Origin of the sequence: Bradyrhizobium sp. LjRoot220 (assembly GCF_964252915.1) — a bacterium.
GTDB lineage: Bacteria > Pseudomonadota > Alphaproteobacteria > Rhizobiales > Xanthobacteraceae > Bradyrhizobium.
On sequence record NZ_CAXUPS020000004.1, the window covers coordinates 37,261 to 56,914 of the forward strand.

General features: G+C 62.4%; 25 protein-coding genes. 12 read left to right on the top strand and 13 right to left on the bottom strand.

Features of this window, described 5'->3' with window-relative positions; translation table 11 throughout:
* Positions 1-2 precede the first annotated feature (2 nt).
* On the bottom strand, positions 3-1,604 hold the full coding sequence (locus ACSQ84_RS18495; RefSeq protein WP_436213148.1) for an alkaline phosphatase D family protein: 1,602 nt from the start codon (positions 1,602-1,604) through the stop codon (positions 3-5).
* Between the two features lie 549 nt (positions 1,605-2,153).
* On the opposite strand from ACSQ84_RS18495, the gene ACSQ84_RS18500 reads away from it, so the two are divergent.
* Positions 2,154-2,522 (top strand): hypothetical protein, encoded by a 369-nt coding sequence (locus ACSQ84_RS18500; protein WP_436213149.1) that lies wholly within the window; start codon positions 2,154-2,156, stop codon positions 2,520-2,522.
* Positions 2,523-3,080: 558 nt separating this feature from the next.
* Here the strand turns inward: ACSQ84_RS18500 and ACSQ84_RS18505 are convergent.
* Entirely contained in the window at positions 3,081-3,485 is a 405-nt protein-coding gene (locus tag ACSQ84_RS18505; RefSeq protein ID WP_436213150.1) for a hypothetical protein, read from the bottom strand.
* A 148-nt stretch (positions 3,486-3,633) separates the two neighbouring features.
* On the opposite strand from ACSQ84_RS18505, the gene ACSQ84_RS18510 reads away from it, so the two are divergent.
* Positions 3,634-3,876, top strand: a complete 243-nt coding sequence (locus tag ACSQ84_RS18510; RefSeq protein ID WP_436213151.1) for a hypothetical protein — start codon at positions 3,634-3,636, stop codon at positions 3,874-3,876.
* A gap of 15 nt (positions 3,877-3,891) precedes the next feature.
* Here the strand turns inward: ACSQ84_RS18510 and ACSQ84_RS18515 are convergent, their stop codons facing one another.
* Positions 3,892-4,287: a DUF5413 family protein gene (locus tag ACSQ84_RS18515; RefSeq protein WP_436213152.1), complete on the bottom strand. Its 396-nt coding sequence runs from the start codon at positions 4,285-4,287 to the stop codon at positions 3,892-3,894.
* Between the two features lies 1 nt (position 4,288).
* Here ACSQ84_RS18515 and ACSQ84_RS18520 point away from each other — a divergent pair, with 1 nt between their 5' ends.
* From ACSQ84_RS18520 to ACSQ84_RS18535, 4 genes are all read left to right on the top strand, one after another.
* Positions 4,289-5,080: a hypothetical protein gene (locus ACSQ84_RS18520; protein ID WP_436213153.1), complete on the top strand. Its 792-nt coding sequence runs from the start codon at positions 4,289-4,291 to the stop codon at positions 5,078-5,080.
* Between the two features lie 162 nt (positions 5,081-5,242).
* Complete coding sequence (locus tag ACSQ84_RS18525; RefSeq protein ID WP_436213154.1) at positions 5,243-5,839, top strand: formyltransferase family protein; 597 nt, start codon at positions 5,243-5,245, stop codon at positions 5,837-5,839.
* A 205-nt stretch (positions 5,840-6,044) separates the two neighbouring features.
* Positions 6,045-6,392, top strand: a complete 348-nt coding sequence (locus tag ACSQ84_RS18530) for a hypothetical protein (RefSeq protein WP_436213155.1) — start codon at positions 6,045-6,047, stop codon at positions 6,390-6,392.
* Complete coding sequence (locus ACSQ84_RS18535; RefSeq protein ID WP_436213156.1) at positions 6,337-6,894, top strand: hypothetical protein; 558 nt, start codon at positions 6,337-6,339, stop codon at positions 6,892-6,894. Before ACSQ84_RS18530 ends, ACSQ84_RS18535 begins: the two co-directional genes overlap by 56 nt.
* A gap of 184 nt (positions 6,895-7,078) precedes the next feature.
* Here ACSQ84_RS18535 and ACSQ84_RS18540 read toward each other — a convergent pair whose 3' ends face one another.
* On the bottom strand, positions 7,079-7,282 hold the full coding sequence (locus ACSQ84_RS18540; protein WP_436213157.1) for a hypothetical protein: 204 nt from the start codon (positions 7,280-7,282) through the stop codon (positions 7,079-7,081).
* A 49-nt stretch (positions 7,283-7,331) separates the two neighbouring features.
* A complete protein-coding gene (locus ACSQ84_RS18545; protein WP_436213158.1) occupies positions 7,332-7,730 on the bottom strand; it encodes a RidA family protein in 399 nt (132 codons plus the stop codon).
* A 263-nt stretch (positions 7,731-7,993) separates the two neighbouring features.
* On the opposite strand from ACSQ84_RS18545, the gene ACSQ84_RS18550 reads away from it, so the two are divergent.
* Both ACSQ84_RS18550 and ACSQ84_RS18555 read left to right on the top strand, forming a co-directional pair.
* Positions 7,994-8,872 (top strand): DMT family transporter, encoded by an 879-nt coding sequence (locus tag ACSQ84_RS18550; RefSeq protein WP_436213159.1) that lies wholly within the window; start codon positions 7,994-7,996, stop codon positions 8,870-8,872.
* 197 nt (positions 8,873-9,069) lie between these two features.
* Entirely contained in the window at positions 9,070-10,494 is a 1,425-nt protein-coding gene (locus ACSQ84_RS18555; protein WP_436213160.1) for a caspase family protein, read from the top strand.
* A gap of 131 nt (positions 10,495-10,625) precedes the next feature.
* Here the strand turns inward: ACSQ84_RS18555 and ACSQ84_RS18560 are convergent, their stop codons facing one another.
* Genes ACSQ84_RS18560 through cysK form a run of 3 tightly spaced genes read right to left on the bottom strand, consistent with a single transcriptional unit; the run spans position 10,626 to position 12,229 of the window.
* Positions 10,626-10,985 carry a hypothetical protein gene (locus ACSQ84_RS18560; RefSeq protein WP_436213161.1) on the bottom strand — a complete coding sequence of 120 codons (360 nt, stop codon included), beginning with the start codon at positions 10,983-10,985 and terminating at the stop codon, positions 10,626-10,628.
* A gap of 24 nt (positions 10,986-11,009) precedes the next feature.
* Positions 11,010-11,249: a BrnA antitoxin family protein gene (locus ACSQ84_RS18565; protein ID WP_436213162.1), complete on the bottom strand. Its 240-nt coding sequence runs from the start codon at positions 11,247-11,249 to the stop codon at positions 11,010-11,012.
* A gap of 2 nt (positions 11,250-11,251) precedes the next feature.
* The gene (gene cysK, locus ACSQ84_RS18570; RefSeq protein WP_436213163.1) at positions 11,252-12,229 is read right to left on the bottom strand and encodes a cysteine synthase A; all 978 of its coding nucleotides are present in this window, start codon (positions 12,227-12,229) and stop codon (positions 11,252-11,254) included.
* A 231-nt stretch (positions 12,230-12,460) separates the two neighbouring features.
* On the opposite strand from cysK, the gene ACSQ84_RS18575 reads away from it, so the two are divergent.
* Entirely contained in the window at positions 12,461-12,676 is a 216-nt protein-coding gene (locus tag ACSQ84_RS18575; RefSeq protein ID WP_436213164.1) for a hypothetical protein, read from the top strand.
* A gap of 19 nt (positions 12,677-12,695) precedes the next feature.
* Here the strand turns inward: ACSQ84_RS18575 and tgt are convergent, their stop codons facing one another.
* The gene (tgt, locus tag ACSQ84_RS18580; RefSeq protein WP_436213165.1) at positions 12,696-13,829 is read right to left on the bottom strand and encodes a tRNA guanosine(34) transglycosylase Tgt; all 1,134 of its coding nucleotides are present in this window, start codon (positions 13,827-13,829) and stop codon (positions 12,696-12,698) included.
* A 286-nt stretch (positions 13,830-14,115) separates the two neighbouring features.
* Between tgt and ACSQ84_RS18585 the strand changes: the two genes are divergently transcribed.
* From ACSQ84_RS18585 to ACSQ84_RS18595, 3 genes are all read left to right on the top strand, one after another.
* Positions 14,116-15,141: an aspartate-semialdehyde dehydrogenase gene (locus tag ACSQ84_RS18585; protein WP_436213166.1), complete on the top strand. Its 1,026-nt coding sequence runs from the start codon at positions 14,116-14,118 to the stop codon at positions 15,139-15,141.
* 104 nt (positions 15,142-15,245) lie between these two features.
* Positions 15,246-15,887, top strand: a complete 642-nt coding sequence (locus tag ACSQ84_RS18590) for a glutathione S-transferase family protein (protein WP_436213167.1) — start codon at positions 15,246-15,248, stop codon at positions 15,885-15,887.
* 453 nt (positions 15,888-16,340) lie between these two features.
* Positions 16,341-16,931 carry a DedA family protein gene (locus tag ACSQ84_RS18595; RefSeq protein WP_436213168.1) on the top strand — a complete coding sequence of 197 codons (591 nt, stop codon included), beginning with the start codon at positions 16,341-16,343 and terminating at the stop codon, positions 16,929-16,931.
* 16 nt (positions 16,932-16,947) lie between these two features.
* Here the strand turns inward: ACSQ84_RS18595 and queA are convergent, their stop codons facing one another.
* From queA to ACSQ84_RS18615, 4 genes are all read right to left on the bottom strand, one after another.
* A complete protein-coding gene (queA, locus tag ACSQ84_RS18600) occupies positions 16,948-18,024 on the bottom strand; it encodes a tRNA preQ1(34) S-adenosylmethionine ribosyltransferase-isomerase QueA (RefSeq protein ID WP_436213169.1) in 1,077 nt (358 codons plus the stop codon).
* Between the two features lie 144 nt (positions 18,025-18,168).
* Complete coding sequence (locus ACSQ84_RS18605) at positions 18,169-18,633, bottom strand: peptidylprolyl isomerase (protein ID WP_436213170.1); 465 nt, start codon at positions 18,631-18,633, stop codon at positions 18,169-18,171.
* Complete coding sequence (locus tag ACSQ84_RS18610; RefSeq protein WP_436213171.1) at positions 18,609-19,049, bottom strand: hypothetical protein; 441 nt, start codon at positions 19,047-19,049, stop codon at positions 18,609-18,611. Before ACSQ84_RS18610 ends, ACSQ84_RS18605 begins: the two co-directional genes overlap by 25 nt.
* A gap of 3 nt (positions 19,050-19,052) precedes the next feature.
* Entirely contained in the window at positions 19,053-19,616 is a 564-nt protein-coding gene (locus ACSQ84_RS18615) for a peptidylprolyl isomerase (protein WP_436213172.1), read from the bottom strand.
* Positions 19,617-19,654 lie beyond the last annotated feature (38 nt).

The following is a 19,654-nucleotide window of genomic DNA, read 5'->3' on the forward strand; positions in this document are numbered from 1 at the left end:
GATCAGATGTGCTGAGACAGCACTTGCTTCTGCCGTCCATCCGGCCGCGGTTCGATATCCACCGACCATAGATCCCGATTGTCGACATCCTTCAAGGTCACCGTCATGACCTCCGATTGGCCATCGATGTCGACGCGGCCGAAGAACTGCAGTCCGAAACATGGCGCGAGGTTTTCGCCCTGCTCCGCGCTGCAACCTTTCTGAAATGCCACCGCCGGTCCGAAGGTGTTGTCCAGCGGGGCGGGCGCCCAGGTCCCCGCATGCAGAGGTCCGGACACGAATTCCCAGAACGGCTCGAAATCCTGGAATACTGCACGGTTAGGATCGTAGCGATGTGCGGCCGTGTAATGCATGTCCGCCGTCAGCCACACCGTGTTGCTGATGCCGATGCGTTTCATGAACGACAGCAGATCGGCAATCTCGCATTCGCGTCGCTCCGGCGGCCCATCGCCAAGCGCAATTGCATCCTCGCTGATCAACCCGATCGGCATATCAGCGGCGATGACCTTCCAGGTTGCATCGGACGCCGTGAGTTCGCGCTTCAGCCAGGCCAGTTGCGCCGGACCGAGAATGCAGGTGTCGCTGCGGTCGTCGCGATTGTTCCACGTCGAATCGCGATAGCTGCGCATGTCGATCAGGAAGACGTCGAGCAGCGGCCCGTACCCGACCTTGCGATAGATCCTGCCGGCCTGCTCAGGCAGGCTGCGGATCGGCATGAATTCGTGAAACGCGCGCGCCGCCCGCGCCACCAGGTGGGAGCTGCCGTCCTCGGCGTAGCCGGTTTCGTCGGCGGTGCCGATCGGTGCCCAGTCATTGGTCACTTCATGATCGTCCCACTGCGCGAGCATCGGCACCTGCGCGTTGAAGGCGCGTAGATTTTCGTCGAGCAAATTGTATTTGTAGTTGGCGCGGAACTGCGCGAGGCTGTGGGCCACGACGGATTTGTCCTCGGTGACGATATTCCGCCACAGCCCGCCGTCCGGCAGCTTCAGTTCGGCCTCGATCGGACAATCAGCATAGATGTGATCGCCGGAATGAATGAAAAAGTCCGGACGGTTCGCAAGCATGGTTCGGTAGGTTCGCATGCCGCCGCGGGCGGGATCGATGCCCCAGCCCTGGCCTGCCGTGTCGCCCGACCAGACAAACGAGACCGCCTGTCGCGCCATCGGCGCGGTGCGGAAATGGCCGACGTGCGCTTCTCCCGAAATGGCGGTTTCGCCGATGTCAGCGAATTGCACGCGGTAGAAAATATCCTGCCCAGGCGGCAGGCCTTCGAGCAGGAGCTTCGAGGTGAAGTCATGGCCGGGCAACGCATTGCAGGATTGGGCGCGAATGATGGACTTGAAACTTTCGTCGGTCGAGCACTCCACCGTCATACGGGCCGCCCGATCGGCCCTTGCCCATATCACAGCGGAATCGGCCGAGACGTCGCCTGACGCGATCCCATTCGCGATGTGCGGGCGATCAGCGGCGCGGCTGAGATAAGGTTTGGCTACACCTCCCAAGGCTGCGACCGCAGCGGTGGATGCCGTCCGAACCAGCAATTGGCGCCTGGTCAAGCCTTGTCTGGTCGGGCCTTGCTTCGCGCGTATTCCAATCGGCATTCCCGGCGCCCTCGTCGAATCGCGACGAAGGGTGCCCGTCCAAATTGACCGTAGGCCGAAGGTTTTGCGACAGGCGGATGAACCACGCGGCTAGCGGCGGGAGGAAAATCGGACTGAAGGATGGCACGCTCGGCCGCTGTGCTGCGAGTCGCATAATCGCGCCGGGCAATAACAGAAACCGCCGGCGTGAACCGGCAGAGCCAACGTTCGCTGCAATTTGGGTGGACGAGATCGCCAACCGTTAGTGGCGGTGCGAAGGCGTTGCTGAGGTAGACGAGGCCCGGAATGCCGCCGCGAGTCCGGGCCTCGTGAGCCTCCAGTGGAAAGTCGTTCGCCGTGATGGGCGAACGCCCTGCCCCCCGCTGTTAGCGACGCCGTTATAGATCGCGAAGCCGCGTGCCGCTAACCCGGACGAATACGGATGTCCAAATTTCGCTCCATCGTGCGCGGCGTGAGAGGACCGCGAATGCAAAGATTGCTAAACGCGCCTTGCGGGATGTCGGGCCAGGACCGATGATGCCGCGTTTTTGTTTGATCGGAGAATTTCAGATGAGGATGATTTTATCCGCGTTGATTGTGCTTGGACTGGCTCTTGTCGCCGCGCCCGCTTTCGCCGCCGACAACCGCAACGTTTCGGTCGTCAACGAGACAGGCTATGCGATCAAGTTTTTGGGTTTCAACTCGCCCGATGACGGCCTCGACGAATGGGAGAACGAACTCGAGAAGACCCTCAAGAACCAGAACACCGCCTATGTCGAATTCGATGAGGACGACGAGGGTTGCGTCTGGAACATCAAGGTGGACTGGGCGAATTACGATGAATCGGTGCTCTGGAAAAACGTCAATCTGTGCAAATTCGACGTGCTCAGGCTGCGCTACGATTCGGCGACCGACACGACGTCGTTCATCGCGGAGTAGTCGATCGCTCGAGTGATGCCGGAAAGGTTGCGCGCGAACCGGCGCGGCGTGCATGCAATGCAGGCAGTGTTGCTTACAAAATCGTCTTGCCCGGCATTGCCTGATAGGGCTGATTTCAACCGGGTCCTTGGCGCGACACCTGGGCAATCCCCAGCCTCGCACCATCTTTCCCGTACGCCCCCGCCGATCCTCACAGGCCGGCGGGGGTTTTGTTCTGGAGTCACAGCATTGCGCCATTGGGCGCTGAACGTTCGTCCCACTCCTGAATCGCACAATCGCGCTCCACGGGGGAAACATGCGTTGCCCGCCTTTTTCTTTGGAATATCCGGCCGCACGCGGTGTTCCGGACTCCGATGCTGGAATATGTAGTCTTCAAGCGCCACCGGAACTTTTGCTGGCAAGTGCGCGATCAAAACGGAAAAATGGTTGCGAGCGGGCGGGAGAAGACCCGGCCGGCCGCGCGCTATCACGCCTATCGCGCTCTGTTCCTCGTACTTTCCACCGGCATCAGGCCGGACGGCTGCGGAATACATCGCATTGCCTCGAGGCAGCGCGCCGTTAACAGCCCCGACAGATCCCGGTGAACTTGCTGGTCTCACCCCGGCCGCGCGGGCGCACGGGTGGCCTTTTGGTCCTTGCCTGGCGCGGAATGGTGATCCGCTGTGACGCGCCCGCATAGGGCGGCACGACCACGCGCGAACCCGACGGCGCCGCATTGATCGAACCGTAAGCGGTGGGCGGCGCAGGGCGGTTGGTGCCGGGTGGCGGGATCCGCAAGGCATTTCCAATTCCGCTGGGGTCACCGACCACGCTGGGATTGGCTGGACCGTAGGGTATGCCGCTGATCGCCGAATTGCCCGCGCCGGCCGAGCCAGCGGGCGGCGGGAACTGCGCAGCCGCCCTGCCGGGCATGATCAGGCTGACCAGCACCGCGAAGCCGACAAGCGCCGAATGGCCGGACATTGAATCTCCAGGAAAAAGCTGCGGACAGAACGTTCATGTGGGGCGTGCGTTCCGGGATTTGAAGCTCGCGCCCGTTTTTCCCCGGAGTAGGCATTCGCTAACGAATCAGACCTAATTTGGCGGCGATCACATCTGGAGATTCGGTGGCATGAACCAGCCCGCAATCTTTGATAATGATATCCGCGCCCTGCAGGAATGGCTGCGCTCGGCCTGGAAGCAGCTCGCCGATCCCTCTCTCACCACTTTTATGCGGCGCGAACTGCGCAATCAGATGAAGCAGTGCAGCGCCGACCTGCGCAGCCAGCTTCAGTTGGAAGGCACGCGTCAGTCGGAGCAGACCAGGGATCGGGCCAGCAGCTTCAGCAAACCCCAGCTTCGCATCCTGACCTGACCCTGGCCCGAGGCGTCAGGCGTCAACCGGCTGTCTGCGCTCCGTCGACAGCCAGGAGCACAGCGCCGCCGGCACCGCGCCGACGATGCCGAGCAGCAGCACGCCCGGATCGTGCATGAATGCCAACCGGAATGCGCCGACCAGCGGTGCGTAGCTGACGAAATACCCAAACAAGGCCGTCAGGGCGATCCGGTACGACATCTCGCGTTTCGCCAGCACATGGTCGAACCCGGCGGTCAGCAGCGCGGGAATCAGGCCGACCAGATAGATCGTCGGGAGCATCGCGACTTGCTGCATGTCGAAGGTGCCGGGGCCGCCCACCATCCAGTTGGCGATCTGCAGCATGATCCAAAATGCGATGATGAAACCGAGCGGTGGTGCGATCGCCGCAAAAATCAGAAAGCGTTTCATCATGCCCGTTCCTTTGTCGTCCGGTTCAGCCGGATGGCTGACTTCGCCGGCAAATTATCGCCGCATCGGTTTTCTCGGTGTGACACCTCTCACGCTGGCGATTGCGGCGGCGCAGGCCTATGGTCGGACGCGCGCGCGTGAAAGGGGCCTGCAAATGACGAGAGCGGCGGTATCGTTGGCGGCAATCGGCGTGCTGCTCGTCTCATCCGCTTCTGCGCAAGGCCCCGCCCCCACCGCTTTCAAGGCGATCTCGCCGATCTTCGGCCAGCTCGTCACGTTCAGTTTGCCGATCAGTTTCGTCACGGTGTTCGAGAACACCAACGGGCCGAACTATGTCCGCGAGGCCGTGCTGAAGGGCGAGACGGTCAAGCGTTGGACCCAGATGATCACGGTGACCGGCGCCAAGGGGGCCGCCGGCAACGCCAAGCTTTCGCCGGAGACCTTTGCCGGGACGATGGTCGGCGGGTTCAAGTCGGCCTGTCCCGACACCTTTGCCGCGCAAGGATTTGGCCCCGCCAAATTCGGCGATCAGGATGCATATGTCGCGGTGGCAAGCTGCGGCCGGGTCGAAAGCGGCGCCGACAAGCACAGCGAAGCCACGCTCATCGTCACCGTCAAAGGCAGCGCCGATTACTACACGCTGCAATGGGCCGAACGCGCGCCGGCGACAGGCCGAAGTGCGATCGACGAGACCAAATGGCTGGCGCGGTTGCGCCAATTGCAGCCGATTCGCCTCTGCCCGATCGTGCCGGGCGAGCCGGCGCCTTACCCGAGTTGCGCCAGCAAGAACTAACCTCCACAGCATCCCAGATCAGCGGTATGCCGGCTTGCCGGACGTGCTCCTTCCGTTGATAACCGGTTCTGTTGATAACCCGGACTTGCCGACCCCGGCGGCGAGACTGACGGCTTTGGTGTGCTATCCGCATATCGGCCTGACTAACGACGGATAGAACATATGCGGATCACCCTTGTCGGCTCCCGCCATTTCGGCGTGACGACCTTCAACATGCTGCGCGAACACGGGGTCGAGGTCGCGAGAATAGTCGTTCACGATGCCGAAGACCGGCTGGCCGCTGCGGCGAAGGCCGCGGACGTCGAGGTGGTCGTGCAGGCCGACCCCAAATTCGTCACTGCGGCAGAAATCGCCCCCGGCAGCGACCTGATCGTGACCGCCCACAGCCATGCCCGGATCACCCAGGAGGCGCTGGCCGGCGCCAAACTTGGCGGCATCGGCTATCACCCGTCGCTGCTGCCGCGGCACCGCGGCATGGCCGCGGTCGAGTGGACCATCAGGGAAGGCGACCCGATCGCCGGCGGCACCATCTATCACCTCGCCGACCAGATGGACGCCGGCGCGATCGCCGCGCAAGAGTGGGTTTTCGTCAAAAAGGGCGAGACCGCACGGGAACTCTGGGAGCGCGCGCTGGCCCCCCTCGGCCAGAAGCTGCTCGGTGAAGTCATCGATTACGCCAGGATCCACAAGACCCTGCCCGCCAAGCCCCAGGACGAGCAATTCGCCACCCTCGCGCCGGCCCTTTCGCCCCGGCACTAAGCCGTTGGGCCATAGGCCGGATTAAGGATATTTCGGCACGAATCGGGGTCCGATTGGAAATTTCCCGTTCCGACGCCGGAACGAGATTCACCTTGATGTGTTTGACTTCGTGGGAACTTTCCATCTTGTTGCGTCGCACCCAAGTTTGAACACATTGAGCCCGGATAAGACGCTTCATCACACACATTTGTCGGGGATTTGATCCATGCGTTCCAACCGCATCAGCAAGCTTTTTTTGACTTCGTTTCTCGCCACCGCTGCCCTCGCGGCCGCTCCCGCCGCAGCCCAGCAGCCCTACGACGGGCTTTGGCAGGTTACCGTCGTCACAAAGACCGGCAGTTGCGATGCGCGCACCGCTTCGACTTTGACCGTCGCCGACGGCAAGATTTCCGGACCGATTTCCGGCACCGTAAGTTCCGGGGGACTTGTGCGAGTCTCGATCAATGGTGCATATGCGAACGGTCAACTCAGTGGCAACTCCGGATCGGGGAAGTGGAATGGGGCATCAGCGGGCGTACCGTGTAGCGGTCGATGGGAAGCATCCCGTCAGTAAGGCAAGCCCAGCATCAGAGCGTTTCGCCTACCCGCGGCGGCTGACAATTGCAGCCGTCGCGTTTTTTTTGACTTCGCTTGCAATTCCAGCAAGTTATGCCCAGTCGTCGGGGCCCTATGCCGGCATGGCCGGAAAGTGGGCCGGCGGCGGTACCGTCACGCTGGACGACGGCTCGCACGAACGAATCCGCTGCCGCGCGATCTATGACGTCGCCGGCGTCAGGATGGAAATGAGCCTCACCTGCGCGAGCGACGCCTACAAGTTCAATCTCACCGCTAGCGTGGTCGATCAGGGCGGCGCGATCGTCGGATCCTGGAGCGAAACCAGCCGCGGCATCACCGGCAGCCTGCAAGGCCGCGGCGGCGGCGGCAATTTCCAGGTCACGGCGATAACCGCCGGCTTCAATGCCAACATCGCGCTCAGGACAACCGGCAACAAGCAGTCCGTCAGCATCAAGGCCGACAGCGTGTTCCGCGCCGCGAATGTTTCGCTGTCGAAATAAAGTCGGCGCCGTCCGAGCGACTGATCCCAAATCGCCCGCTCACGAGCGGGCGATTTTCATTTCCAGGGACGCCTTGCGCGCGAGTTGGTACCCTCCGGCGACCCTAGAGCCTCTTCCGTTCCGATGGAATCGGAACGGAAGAAGCTCTAGATTCTTGATTTGACGCGTTTTCTTGGAAAACGCGCTAGGCCGATTTGGGCTTCTCCAGCCTCGCGGCCGTTTCCTTGATGGTTTTTGCGATCAACAGCGCCTGCTCCTTGTTGAAGGCAAAATCCTGCACGCCGTGGTGAGTCGTCAGAGACAGCACCATGATGTCGGGCTGCGCTTCAGGCCAGCCGGTCGCGAAGGCCGTCACGAAATTCGCTGAAGTCGATCGATTGGTAGTCATTGGCGTTATGATTTCCTGTGTGTTGTTCCGCGCACTTTGTGGCGTGGGTTTAGGATGTGGGCACGTAAGCAGTGACTTCGATTTCGACTTTGGCCCTGACGTCGACCAGGCCGTCGATGTACAGAAGCGTCGATGGCGGGAAGTTGCGCCCGAGCGTTTCCTTCCAGGCCGCACCGATGCCGGCGCCTGCCGCCTCATATTCGCTGCGGCTGGTCAGATACCAGGTCAGGCGGACGATGTGTTCAGGGCCAGCGCCGGCCTCGCCGAGCAGCTTGATGACCCGCTTCAGCGCCGTGCCGACCTGGGCGGCCATGTCGGGCTGATAGTCACCCTTCTCGTCGCCGCCGGTCTGGCCGGCCAGCACGATCCATTTGCCTGAAGCGTCGATCTCGACGCCGTGTGAAAAACCGCGGGGTTTCGACCATCCGGCCGGTTGCAGGATACGCATGGAGAGGTCCTCTCGATTTTCTTCTTCATTCGGGATGGTCCGAAGGACCAGATCCCGGGGGCTCTCGAGATTCCGGATTCGTTCGGTTTCACTCGCGCCCCGGAATGACAAATAACACCGAACCCGCGGCCACTCCCACACCAAATTCGAGCTGCCGCATCGCTGCGTCCAGATTTACGCGTTGCAAATCATCACGCACTCGCCGATACCGGCCTGCCCTCGTCAGTCCACCGCAACTCAGCCTCAAAAATCAGTTCCAGAAAATGGACCGTACACCTTCCAAATCTCTGGCCGCGCTTTGGATGTCGGGCTGGCTCGCCTTGATGCTGATCGTGGTGGTCGCCGGCCGCGAGGGCATGCGCGAGCTGAACGTGTTTCAGCTGATGGAGATGCGCACGATCATCGGCTTCTTCCTGCTGTATCCGATGATCCACGCCAATGGCGGATTTGCCATCGTGAAAACTGCGCGGCTGCACATGCACATCTCGCGCAACCTGATCCATTACGGGGCGCAGCTCGGCTGGTTTTTCGCGCTGACCTTGATTCCGATCGGTCAGGTGGTGGCGATCGAATTCACGATGCCGATTTGGACCGCGATCCTGGCCGCGATGTTTCTCGGCGAGCGGATGACGGTCTGGAAGGTCGCGGCCATCGTGCTCGGCATCATCGGCGTTATCGTGATCGTTCGCCCGGCAACCGGCGAGGTCAATCCCGGACAATTGATTGCGCTGGCGGCCGCGGTCGGCTTCGGCATCTCGATCGCGATGGTCAAATCGCTGACCCGGACCGAGCATTCGGTGGCGATCATTTTCTGGATGCTGGCGATACAATCGGTGGCAGGGCTACTCCCAGCGCTCTACGTCTGGACGTGGCCACCGGTCCATGTCTGGGGCTGGGTCGTCGTGATCGCATTCTGCGGCACTTTCTCCCATTACTGCATGGCGCGCGCGATGCTGCATGCCGACGCGACGGTCGTCATCCCGATGGATTTCCTGCGCGTTCCCCTAACCGCCACCGCGGGCTGGCTGATCTATTCGGAGCGACTGGACTTGTTCACCGTGCTCGGCGCCATGCTGATCCTTGCCGGCAATCTATTGAACCTGAGGGCGACCCATCCCGCTCCTCGGCGGGCTGGAACCTGAATTCCGCCTTAATTGCTGGATTTGTGAACAGCATCGTACAGGATTAACGGGGTTGGTCGCGTAATTGGGGGGTGATGACGCTTCCCGCGGATACCTGCCTGCCCTATTTTTCTGGCGCCGCGTGCGGATTTTTCGTGTAGCCTGCGGCGAGCGTTACCGCCAAATTTGTTTTCGATTCTGCTCTGGGGGAATTTCAGATGCGCTTCCCAACCCTCGTCCTTTCTCTGATCTGCATGGTCTTCACCGCCGGCGCCGCCAGCGCCGAGAAGCGGGTTGCCTTCGTGGTCGGAAACGGCAGCTACAAGAACGTCGCCGCCCTTCCGAATCCGCCGATCGACTCCAAGTCGATGGCAGCCGCGCTGCGCAATATCGGATTCGACGTGGTCGAAGGCACCAATCTCACGCGCGACAAGATGACCGAGAAGCTGCTCGATTTCGGCAAGAAGGCGCAAGGCGCCGACGTCGCGCTGTTCTTCTACGCCGGTCACGGCATCGCTATCGGCGGCACCAATTATCTGCTGCCGATCGACGCCGACATCAAATCGGAAATGGACGTCAAGCTCGGCGCCGCCATCAACATCGACCTGACGCTCGACCAGACCATGGGCGACGCCAAGGTCAAGCTGGTGTTCCTCGATGCCTGCCGCGACAACCCGTTCGCCGCCAAGATCAAGTCCAACTCCGCGACCCGCAGCGTTTCGGTGCAGACCGGCCTTGCCGAAATGAAATCCGGCGAAGGCACGCTGATCGCGTTTGCCACCGGTCCCGGACAAACCGCGCTTGACGGCAAGGAAGGCGCCAACAGCCCGTTCACGCGCGCGCTGCTCGCCAACGTGACGCAGCCCGGCGTCGAGATCCAGCAGGCGATGACCAAGGTCCGCGCCCAGGTCAACGAGGAGACCAACAAGGGCCAGTTGCCCTGGGGTCATACCAACCTGATCGGCACGGTCTACCTGAACGGCGCGCCCGCGCCTGGGACGGCGGTGGCGCCAGCGGCGGTTGCCGCCGCACCGGGCTCCGACGTCGAACTCGAATTCTGGCGCTCGATCAAGGATTCCAACAAGCCGGAAGAGCTCAACGCCTACGTGTCGAGCTATCCCAACGGTCAGTTCAAATCGCTGGCGTTGGCGCGGATCGCTTCGCTGGAGAGCAAGCCGAACGACGCCACCCGCAACCTGAGCGCCGGGATCGATCCTGCAACGTTCAAGGACGAAGCCAACCAGACCACCGAGGACCAGGTCGGCCTCGACAAGGGTCAGCGCCGCGACGTGCAGCGCCGGCTGAACGGACTCGGATTCGATACCAAGGTGACCGGCAGCTTCGATGCAGCCACCCGGGCCGTGATCACCCGCTGGCAGGCCGCCCGCGGTTATCCAAAGAGCGGCTACCTCAACAAGCTGCAGCACAAGGCCCTGTTGTCGGAGATCGTGGCGGCGGCGCCTACCGCAAGCTCCAGCGACGAGGAGCGCCCCGCCCGTCGCCGCGCCAGCGGTGGAGGCGGCCAACAGCAGGCCCAGCCCCACCAACCGCAACCGCAGCGTCAACACAGCGGCGGCGGCGGACCCGATCCGGCCGGCGCCGGCCGATTCATCGGGGGCGTCGTGGGCGGCATGCTGCGCTAGGCATCGCGTTGTGAGTACCCGCCCCGGACTTTATCCGGGGCGGCGACCGGTTCGCGTTCAAGAGCACGCGTCAAGACTAAGAGCCCAACGCACCATCGACAGCAAAAGGCCCGGGATCATTCCGGGCTTTTTCATTCGGAACCGGGGTTAGACAGCCTCAAACAGTCTGCGCGGCCTTCGATCAATTTGACGAATTTGTCGCCGCCCGACGTCAGCCGGCACATTTCCACTTCCTTGCCCGACGGCACCGCCTTGGCGCAGGTGATCTGCGGATTGTTGTCGTATTTGGCGGTCGAGAATTTGCACGTCACGATGCAGGAGGCATCGCTCGGTAGCGGGTTCGTCATCAGGACGCTGGCGATCTCCTCGCCCGGCAGGATCGTGCAGGTGAACGGCACCTGATCGGCCGTCGCCGGATCGGCGAGACAGCCGCCAATCGCCAACCCGACGCTGGTCAGCGCAACCAGTCGGATGGCCACAACGGAACGCATTCGCGCGTGTCTGTTTCGGGAATTCTACTTGCCCGCAGCCTTTCGCAGCGCCGCGTTGATCCGGTCCTGCCAGCCGGCGCCGCCTTCCTGGAAATATTCGAGCACATCCTGGTCGATGCGCAGCGACACCAGCTCCTTCACGCCGGGAAGCGCTGTCGGCTTCGCTGGCGCCTCCACCACCTTGGTGGTGGTGCGCTTGAACGCCGCTTCCGCCTCCGAGCGGGCATCGTTCAGGGTCCTCGGCCGCCTCGGCTGGTCCGCCATCGCTAAATTCCTTCAAACAAGACGGTCGACAGATAACGTTCCGAGAATGACGGCACAATGGCCAGGATGGTCTTGCCGGCCGCTTCCGGCCGCTTGCCGACCTCCAGCGCCGCCGCAATCGCCGCCCCCGCGGAGATACCGCCGGGGATACCCTCGTTGCGCGCCAGCGCGCGCGACATCTCGATCGCGGTCGCCGAGTTGACCTTGAGGATCTCGTCGATCACGGAGCGGTCCAGAATATCAGGCACGAAGCCGGCGCCGATGCCCTGGATCTTGTGCGGCGTATGCTGGCCGCCCGACAGCACCGGGCTTTCCTCCGGCTCGACGGCGATGACCCGCAGCGAAGGCCTGCGCGGCTTCAGCACCTGGCCGACGCCGGTAATGGTGCCGCCGGTGCCGACGCCGGCGACAAAGAAATCGATCGTGCCGCCGGTATCGTTCCAGATTTCCTCCGCCGTGGTGCGGCGATGGATTTCGGGATTGGCGAGGTTCTTGAACTGCTGCGGCATCACGGCGTTCGGCGTCGTCCGCACCAGCTCTTCGGCGGTCGCGATCGAGCCCTTCATGCCCTGCGCTGCCGGCGTCAGCACGATCTCGGCGCCGAGGAAGGCCAGCATCCTGCGCCGCTCGATCGACATCGATTCCGGCATCACCAGTTTCAACCGGTAGCCGCGCGAAGCCGCGACGAAGGCCAGCGCAATGCCGGTGTTGCCCGAGGTCGGCTCGATCAGCACGGTGTCGGCGTTGATCACGCCGGCCTTCTCCATCGCGATCACCATCGCAGCACCGATGCGGTCTTTGACGCTCGCCGCCGGGCTGAAATATTCAAGTTTAGCTAAAATGGTCGCGCTCACACCGTGCAGCTGCGGCAGTTTGCGCAGCCCGACGATCGGCGTGTCGCCGACGGCATCTACGATGCTGTCGAACACCCGGCCCCGTCCGGGACGGTGCACTGCACCCGTGGCTGACGATGCCTCCATCACGACGCTCCTGCAGTGATAATGTGCCCGGAATTCGGGGCTCTCTTACTTAGGAGGTGGCCGAGCTGGTGCGCAAGTCCGAAACGTCAGAGTCAAAAATTCGCTGCATCGCAAAATCGAAACTTCGCCAAAACGCCAATCCAACGCATTTGTGTTGCGACAACGTCAAACAAATCGGTTTATACTTTCGTCGTGAGTTGAGCTTAAGCTTCAGATCGCAAGGAGGTCACGATGCCAGCAATTGCTGAAGTCCTGTCGACCGTCGCGTCTAGGCCCGACCCACGCGGCTGTGATCTACCGACCTGCCCGGTATGCGCGGACTCCATGGTGGCCGCGGAAGCTTCCGCCTATCTTCATGACAATTTGATCAGCTACCTCTGGACCTGCGACACTTGCGGTTACGGCTTCGTGACCAAACATTCGATCAAGAGGTTCGCCTGCAACTGAGGCTCGTTACCTCGCAGCTTCACCTTGCAACAATATCCCCGCGCGCCCATTCGGCGCGCGTTTGCTTTTGGAACGTCTCAAAGCTGCCGTTGCCGATCGCTTCGCGCATCTCCGCCATCAGGTGCTGATAATACGCGATATTGATTTCCGAGAGCAGCATCGCGCCGAGCGTCTCGCCCGAGCGCACCAGATGATGCAGGTAGGCGCGCGAGTATTCGCGCGTCGCCGGCCATGCGCTTTCCTCGTCGAGCGGCCGTGGATCGTCGGCGTGGCGGGCATTGCGCAGGTTGATCTGGCCAAAGCGCGTGAATGCCATGCCGTGGCGCCCATTGCGGGTCGGCATCACGCAGTCGAACATATCGATGCCGCGCGCCACCGCCTCCAGCAAATCCTCCGGCGTGCCGACGCCCATCAGATAGCGGGGGCGGTCCTGCGGCAGCCGCGGCGCGGTCTCCTCGATCATCGCCAGCATCACCGCCTGCGGCTCGCCGACGGCAAGGCCCCCGATCGCGTAGCCATGGAAACCGATATCGACCAGCCCGTGCGCGCTGGCGTGGCGCAAATCAGGCACGTCGCCGCCCTGCACGATGCCGAACAGCATGTAGCCAGGCGACGCACTCTCGAAGGCGCGCTTTGAGCGTTCGGCCCAGCGCAGCGAAAGCTGCATCGCGCGCTCGATATCGCCGCGTTCGGCCGGCAGCCGCACGCATTCATCCATCTGCATGGCGATGTCGGAGCCGAGCAGCCGTTGCACCTCGATCGAACGTTCCGGCGACAGCTCGACCTTGGCGCCGTCGATGTGCGAGCGAAAGGTCACGGCCTTCTCGGTCACCTTGCGCAGCTCCGACAGCGACATCACCTGAAAGCCGCCGGAGTCGGTGAGCATCGGCCCCCGCCATCCCGTGAATGTCTGCAGGCCGCCAAGATCAGCGATCCGCTCGGCGCCCGGACGCAGCATCAGATGATAGGTATTGCCGAGCACGATATCGGCACCGGCATCGCGCACCTCGCGCCAATGCATGCCCTTCATCGCGCCGGCGGTGCCGACCGGCATGAACGCCGGCGTCCGCACCAAGCCGTGCGGGGTTGTCAGCCGGCCGAGCCGGGCCTGGCCGTCGATGGCGAGCAGCTCAAAATGATTGGGAACGTCCATGCGGCAGCTTATGGCGTAACAGACCCGCTCAGTTCAACAGGCCATTCGACCCGGTTTGGGTCGATTTTCGCTGCAAAACCCGTTGACGACGACCAAACTCTCCCGCATAAGTCCGCCCCATGAACGCGACCACCAAACGCACCGCGAAAACCAAAGCACCCTTGGGGGGCTCGGGAGCCGTGCGCGCGTAGCCGAACGATCGCATCATCTGAACCGAAGCCCCGCCTGAAAAGGACCGGGGCTTTTTTTATTGCCCGTAACCTACTCAACCAAAAGGAAGACGAACGTGAGCAACGATCCTGTAGTGGCCATTGTCGGCGTGACCGGCGCCGTCGGGGCCGAATTCATTGCCACCATGGACAAGCGCAATTTCCGCGTCGGCAAGCTGAAGGCGCTGGCGAGCGCACGCTCGGCTGGCCAAACCATCAATTTCCGCGGCGAGCCTGTTGTGATCGAGGAGCTCAATCCGCACTCCTTCCACGGCGTCGATATCGCGCTGTTCTCGGCCGGCGGCAGTATTTCGAAGAAGTACGCGCCGATCGCGGTGAAGTCGGGCGCGGTGGTGGTCGACAATTCCTCGGCCTTCCGAATGGATCCGGACGTGCCGCTGGTCATTCCCGAAATCAACGCAGGCCGCATCCGCGACCACAAGGGCATCATCGCCAACCCGAACTGCTCGGCGATCACGGCGCTGGTGCCGCTGTGGCCGATCCACCGCCAGAACCGCATCAAGCGCATGATCATCTCGACCTACCAGGCCGCCAGCGGCGCCGGCGCGGCGGCCATGGAGGAGTTGAAGGAATCGACCCGCGCCAGCCTCGAGGGCCGGCCGTTCACGCCCAAGGTGATCCCGCTCCCCTACGCCTTCAACGTGTTCAGCCACAACACCGCGATCGATCCGGCGACCGGCTATAACGACGAAGAGACCAAGGTCATCAACGAGACCCGCAAGATATTCGAGGACGACAAGATCGCGATCGGCGTCACCTGCGTGCGAGTGCCGGTGCTGCGCGCGCATTGTGAGGCCATCACCTTCGAGTGCGAAAGGCCGATCTCGGAGGACGACGTGCGCGCGATCCTCTCGCAGGCGCCGGGCGTCAGGATCGTCGACGATCGCGCGAAGAACTACTTCCCGATGCCGATTGACGCATCCGGCCAGGACGACGTGCTGGTCGGCCGCATCCGCAACGATCTCAGCGACCCCTCCGGCCATTCGATCGCGATGTTCGTCTCAGCGGACCAGCTGTTGAAGGGCGCCGCGCTGAACGCCGTCCAGATCGCGGAATTGCTGCCGCAGCGCGCGATGGCGTGAAGTGAAATCGTGGGGTAGGTTGCACGTCGCTAACCAACCCCACGCTTCGCATATCATTTCTATGCGGCGAAGCATGCTCGCTCTTGTTCGCGAGGAGATTGCCGATGATGAAGCTTTATTACTATCCCGGCTTCATCAGCCTCGCCTCGCATATCTTGCTGGAAGAAATTGGGGCGCCGTATCAGCTCATCTTTGTCAATCTAAGCGGCGGCGCTCACAAGGGACCCGATCATCTCCGACTGAATCCAAACGGTCTAATCCCGGTCCTCGTGCAGGATGACCTGGTCTTGTACGAATCCGCAGCCATCTGCCTGCATTTGCTCGATAGCTATCCGGGTTGTGACCTGGCTCCGGCAATAGGGACTGGCGAACGCGCGCACTTCTACAAGTGGCTCATGTGGTCCTCAAGCACGTTACAGCCAGCATTATCCATGTATCTGCATCCCAATAAATGGGCCAACGATCCAGCCATGTTTCCCGAGTTGCGAGCGTGTGCTGAACAGAAGGTATATGGCTTATTCGATTTGCTCGACGGCGCGCTCGAATCCCACGGTGATCAGTGGTTGTTGGGTAATACTTACTCGGCAGTCGACGCTTGTGCGCTTACCCTGTGTCGATGGTCCCGTGGAATGCCGCGACCGGGAGCAAGTTGGCCCCATGTCGGTCCGTACATGAATCGCATTCTTGCAAGACCGGCGGTTCAACGCGCGCTGCAACAGGAGCATTTGCAGGAGCCTTGGATTTGAGCCTTGGATTTGACCGAGCGCGTGCGTTCGATGCCGTCCGAGCTGCTCCTCCTTCGTCGCTTCGTTGGAAATTGAAAACACCCGACATCGTTGGGGCGCGCGTCGCCCCGCTGGTTTCACAGCGAATCGTTCGTTAAGTTCGCGACCGAAACCGAATTTGAAGGCTGACGATGCCGAAGCGAAGCTGGGCTTATCTCCTCGCGCTGGTCTTGATCTGTGCGATAGCCGGTTCGTGGTACTATTATTACAAGAGCCGGTGCCACGGCATGGATGAATGCGCCGCTCAGGCCGCCGAAAGCCGGGAACGCGACAAACCGAGCGAGCCGCGTTGATCGACGTATAAGGCGGGGACCACCCCACCGCTGCTTTCAAATGCTCAAGCAACGTAGTAGCGTCCCGGCAGCTCCCCGGTGACAGGAAGTGTCATCGGGGAACTTTGTCAAAGGGGCCATTTTGCTGTTTCCGACCGATCTCGCGTCGTTTCTCGATCTCATCCGCCAGCACGGCGATGCGGCCTACAGCCTCATGTTCGCTTATGCGGCCTCGCACAGCCTGCTGATCACGCTGTTCGCGGGCTACGCGGTGCATTCAGGCGCGCTGAATTTCGGCACGCTGCTCGTGGTTTGCTGGTTCGGCACCTTTACCGGCGATGTCATCCGGTTCTGGATCGGGCGGCGCTACGGCACAAGCTGGCTCGGATCCTTCCCGAGGCTGGAACGTGCGGTCCAGACCGCAGCCCGGCTGGCCGACCGCCACTATGCCTGGATGATCCTGTTCCATCGTTTTCCGCACGGCATTCGCGGCGTCGCGGGCTTTGCCTATGGGATATCGCAGCTGCCCTGGTCCACTTTCCTGGCGTTCAATTTCGTCGCGGCAGGACTGTGGTCCTGCACGGTCGTCTCGGCCGGCTATGCTTTCGGCCAGGTCTCGGAGAAGGTGATGAGCGATGCTTCCTCCGGCGTGGCCTTCGCGCTGCTGGTGGCGTTCCTCGGCCTCTCCTGGATCTTGAGCAAGAGGCTCGAGCGCGCCGTCGAACGAACCTGACACAAGCGTCGATCACTCAGTCCCGCGCGCGCAACAGCAGGCACGCGTCGCCATAGGAATAGAACCGGTAGCCGCTGGCGATCGCGTGGGCATAGGCCTGCTTCATCGTATCCAACCCGCTGAACGCCGACACCAGCATGAACAGTGTCGAACGCGGCAGATGGAAATTGGTCAGCAGGATATCGACCGCGCGAAAGCGATAGCCCGGCGTGATGAAGATGGCGGTCTCCGCGCAAAACGGCTGGATCGTGCCGTCCTCGGCGGCCGCGCTTTCCAGGAGTCGCAACGATGTGGTTCCGACCGCGACGATGCGGCCGCCCGTAGCGCGGGCCGTATTCAAGGCGGCTGCGGTCTCGGCCGAGATCGAGCCCCATTCGGCATGCATTTTGTGCTCTGAGGTGTCCTCCACCTTGACCGGCAGGAAGGTCCCTGCCCCGACATGCAGCGTGATCCGGTGCAGTCCGACGCCGCGGCCGCGCAGTGCGGCTTCCATCGCCGGCGTGAAATGCAGCCCCGCAGTGGGTGCTGCGACCGCGCCCTCATTGGCCGCGAACATGGTCTGGTAATCGGCGGCATCGCGATCGTCAGGCGTGCGTTTGGAGGCGATGTAGGGCGGCAGCGGCGGCGTGCCGATGTCTTCAATGGCCTGGTCGAGCGCCGGTCCGTGAAACGAGAACGACAGCGTGATCTCGCCCTCCTCGCCCTTGGCCTCGACCTCGGCGTCGAGATGGCCGAGCAGGCAGACCTTGCCTTCATTGCCGAAGCGAACCACATCGCCGGGCGCGAGCTTCCTGGCCGGCTTGACCAGCGCCTGCCAGCGCGAGCCGTCGAGCCGCTTGATCAGCGTCGCCTCGATCTTCGGTTCGGTCTCGCGGCCGATGCGGCGGCCTTTGAGCTGGGCCAAAATCACCTTGGTGTCGTTCACGACCAGCTGGTCACCGGGCTCCAGCCATTGCGGCAACTCGCTCACGGTCCAGTCGGCCAGCGCGCCGTCCGGCTGCACGACGAGCATTTTTGCGGAATCGCGCGGGCTCGCTGGCCGCAGCGCGATGCTGGCGGCGGGAAGGTCGAAGTCGAACAGATCGGTGCGCATGCAATCCTGCACACTGGCGCCGAACCTCATCCTGAGGAGCCTGCGCAGCAGGCGTCGCGAAGGATGAAGCCCGGCCGTTGCTGCATCAATGGCCTCATGGTTCGAGACGCCTGCTGCGCAGGCTCCTCACCATGAGGAGGAGCGTTACGCCGCGTCGGCGGCCATATGCGCCTTGACGATCTTGTCGGGGTTCTGCACCGGCTCGCCGCGCTTGATCTTGTCGACGTTGTCCATGCCATCCGTGACCTTGCCCCAGACCGTGTACTGGCCGTTGAGGAAGGAGGCATCGTCGAAGCAGATGAAGAACTGGCTGTCGCCGGAATCCGGGCTCGCGGCGCGCGCCATCGAGGTGGTGCCGCGAACATGCGGCTCCTTGTTGAACTCGGCCTTCAGCTTCTTGCCGGAACCGCCGGTGCCGGTGCCCTGCGGGCAGCCGGTCTGCGCCATGAAGCCCTCGATCACGCGGTGGAACACGATGCCGTCGTAAAACCCTTCGCGCACCAGTTCCTTGATGCGGGCAACATGGCCCGGCGCCAGATCGGGGCGCATTTCGATGGTGACGGGACCCTGCGTGGTTTCCAGGATCAAAGTATTCTCTGTGGCAGCCATGCTCTTCTCTCTTCGGTTTTGGGTGGACGTTTGCGGGTTCTGAAAGGGACCGCGAGAGGCCGGCCGGCAACAGCACCGCCCAGTCCCTCGGTAAATGGCAACGGTGTGCAGCGTTGCAATGCCTCCATCACCGCGACCCGGTATTTGAGCCGGTCGTTATCGCTGGCCTGCTCCGATTCATAGGTGATTTTGGGGTGGCCGAGGATGGCGCCCGCGCGGTTGAAACTGACGACCACGGTGATGTCGATCGGGTTGGCCTGCGACAGCGGTGGCGGCTTCCAGCACGAATGCAGCCGCACAAAGATGTCCTTGAGCGTGTCGACTTGCTGCGGTTGTGCGGCGGCCGGCACGACCGATACCAGCCACAACAGCAGCGCGGCAAACCCGAGGAGCGGCTTGCTGCGCGACGCGGCCATCGATCACTTGATGTCGGATGCGACTTGCACCTTCACCATCTTGTCGGGGTCGGTGACGCTGCCGCCTTGCGATCCCGGCGGCGCCTTTTTCAACTTGTCGACCACGTCCATGCCGGAGGCGACCTCGCCGATCACGGTGTATTGCCCGTTCAGGCTGGAGCCTTCCGCGAACATGATGAAGAACTGCGAATTCGCGGTATCGACGCTGTCGCCGCGCCGCGCCATGCCGACTATGCCGCGCGTGAACGGCACTTTCGAGAATTCCTGCTTCAGGTTCGGATATTTCGAACCGCCGGTGCCGTTGAAGTTCTGGCCGTCGCCGGTCTGCGCCATGAAGCCGTCCATCACGCGGTGGAACGGCACGTTGTTGTAATAGCCCTCGCGCGCCAGCTGCTTGATGCGCTCGGCATGCTGCGGGGCGATGTCAGGCCGCAGCTTGATCACGATGCGGCCCTTCGTGGTGTCGATCACGATCGCATTGGCCTTGTCGAGATTGGCCGGGAGCGGCTGGGCGATCGCGGGAGCCGCGCAGATCAGGGCTGCGACAAAAGCGAGAATACGGATCATAAAAACTCCGGGATCAAGAGAGTGGGATCAAGAGAGCA

Bases quoted from the DNA above. Each gene is read 5' to 3' on its own strand.
- ACSQ84_RS18495 (WP_436213148.1), bottom strand. From the start codon at position 1,604: ATGCCGATTGGAATACGCGCGAAGCAAGGCCCGACCAGACAAGGCTTG.
- ACSQ84_RS18500 (WP_436213149.1), top strand. From the start codon at position 2,154: ATGAGGATGATTTTATCCGCGTTGATTGTGCTTGGACTGGCTCTTGTC.
- ACSQ84_RS18505 (WP_436213150.1), bottom strand. From the start codon at position 3,485: ATGTCCGGCCATTCGGCGCTTGTCGGCTTCGCGGTGCTGGTCAGCCTG.
- ACSQ84_RS18510 (WP_436213151.1), top strand. From the start codon at position 3,634: ATGAACCAGCCCGCAATCTTTGATAATGATATCCGCGCCCTGCAGGAA.
- ACSQ84_RS18515 (WP_436213152.1), bottom strand. From the start codon at position 4,287: ATGAAACGCTTTCTGATTTTTGCGGCGATCGCACCACCGCTCGGTTTC.
- ACSQ84_RS18520 (WP_436213153.1), top strand. From the start codon at position 4,289: ATGCCCGTTCCTTTGTCGTCCGGTTCAGCCGGATGGCTGACTTCGCCG.
- ACSQ84_RS18525 (WP_436213154.1), top strand. From the start codon at position 5,243: ATGCGGATCACCCTTGTCGGCTCCCGCCATTTCGGCGTGACGACCTTC.
- ACSQ84_RS18530 (WP_436213155.1), top strand. From the start codon at position 6,045: ATGCGTTCCAACCGCATCAGCAAGCTTTTTTTGACTTCGTTTCTCGCC.
- ACSQ84_RS18535 (WP_436213156.1), top strand. From the start codon at position 6,337: ATGGGGCATCAGCGGGCGTACCGTGTAGCGGTCGATGGGAAGCATCCC.
- ACSQ84_RS18540 (WP_436213157.1), bottom strand. From the start codon at position 7,282: ATGACTACCAATCGATCGACTTCAGCGAATTTCGTGACGGCCTTCGCG.
- ACSQ84_RS18545 (WP_436213158.1), bottom strand. From the start codon at position 7,730: ATGCGTATCCTGCAACCGGCCGGATGGTCGAAACCCCGCGGTTTTTCA.
- ACSQ84_RS18550 (WP_436213159.1), top strand. From the start codon at position 7,994: ATGGACCGTACACCTTCCAAATCTCTGGCCGCGCTTTGGATGTCGGGC.
- ACSQ84_RS18555 (WP_436213160.1), top strand. From the start codon at position 9,070: ATGCGCTTCCCAACCCTCGTCCTTTCTCTGATCTGCATGGTCTTCACC.
- ACSQ84_RS18560 (WP_436213161.1), bottom strand. From the start codon at position 10,985: ATGCGTTCCGTTGTGGCCATCCGACTGGTTGCGCTGACCAGCGTCGGG.
- ACSQ84_RS18565 (WP_436213162.1), bottom strand. From the start codon at position 11,249: ATGGCGGACCAGCCGAGGCGGCCGAGGACCCTGAACGATGCCCGCTCG.
- cysK (WP_436213163.1), bottom strand. From the start codon at position 12,229: ATGGAGGCATCGTCAGCCACGGGTGCAGTGCACCGTCCCGGACGGGGC.
- ACSQ84_RS18575 (WP_436213164.1), top strand. From the start codon at position 12,461: ATGCCAGCAATTGCTGAAGTCCTGTCGACCGTCGCGTCTAGGCCCGAC.
- tgt (WP_436213165.1), bottom strand. From the start codon at position 13,829: ATGGACGTTCCCAATCATTTTGAGCTGCTCGCCATCGACGGCCAGGCC.
- ACSQ84_RS18590 (WP_436213167.1), top strand. From the start codon at position 15,246: ATGATGAAGCTTTATTACTATCCCGGCTTCATCAGCCTCGCCTCGCAT.
- queA (WP_436213169.1), bottom strand. From the start codon at position 18,024: ATGCGCACCGATCTGTTCGACTTCGACCTTCCCGCCGCCAGCATCGCG.
- ACSQ84_RS18605 (WP_436213170.1), bottom strand. From the start codon at position 18,633: ATGGCTGCCACAGAGAATACTTTGATCCTGGAAACCACGCAGGGTCCC.
- ACSQ84_RS18610 (WP_436213171.1), bottom strand. From the start codon at position 19,049: ATGGCCGCGTCGCGCAGCAAGCCGCTCCTCGGGTTTGCCGCGCTGCTG.
- ACSQ84_RS18615 (WP_436213172.1), bottom strand. From the start codon at position 19,616: ATGATCCGTATTCTCGCTTTTGTCGCAGCCCTGATCTGCGCGGCTCCC.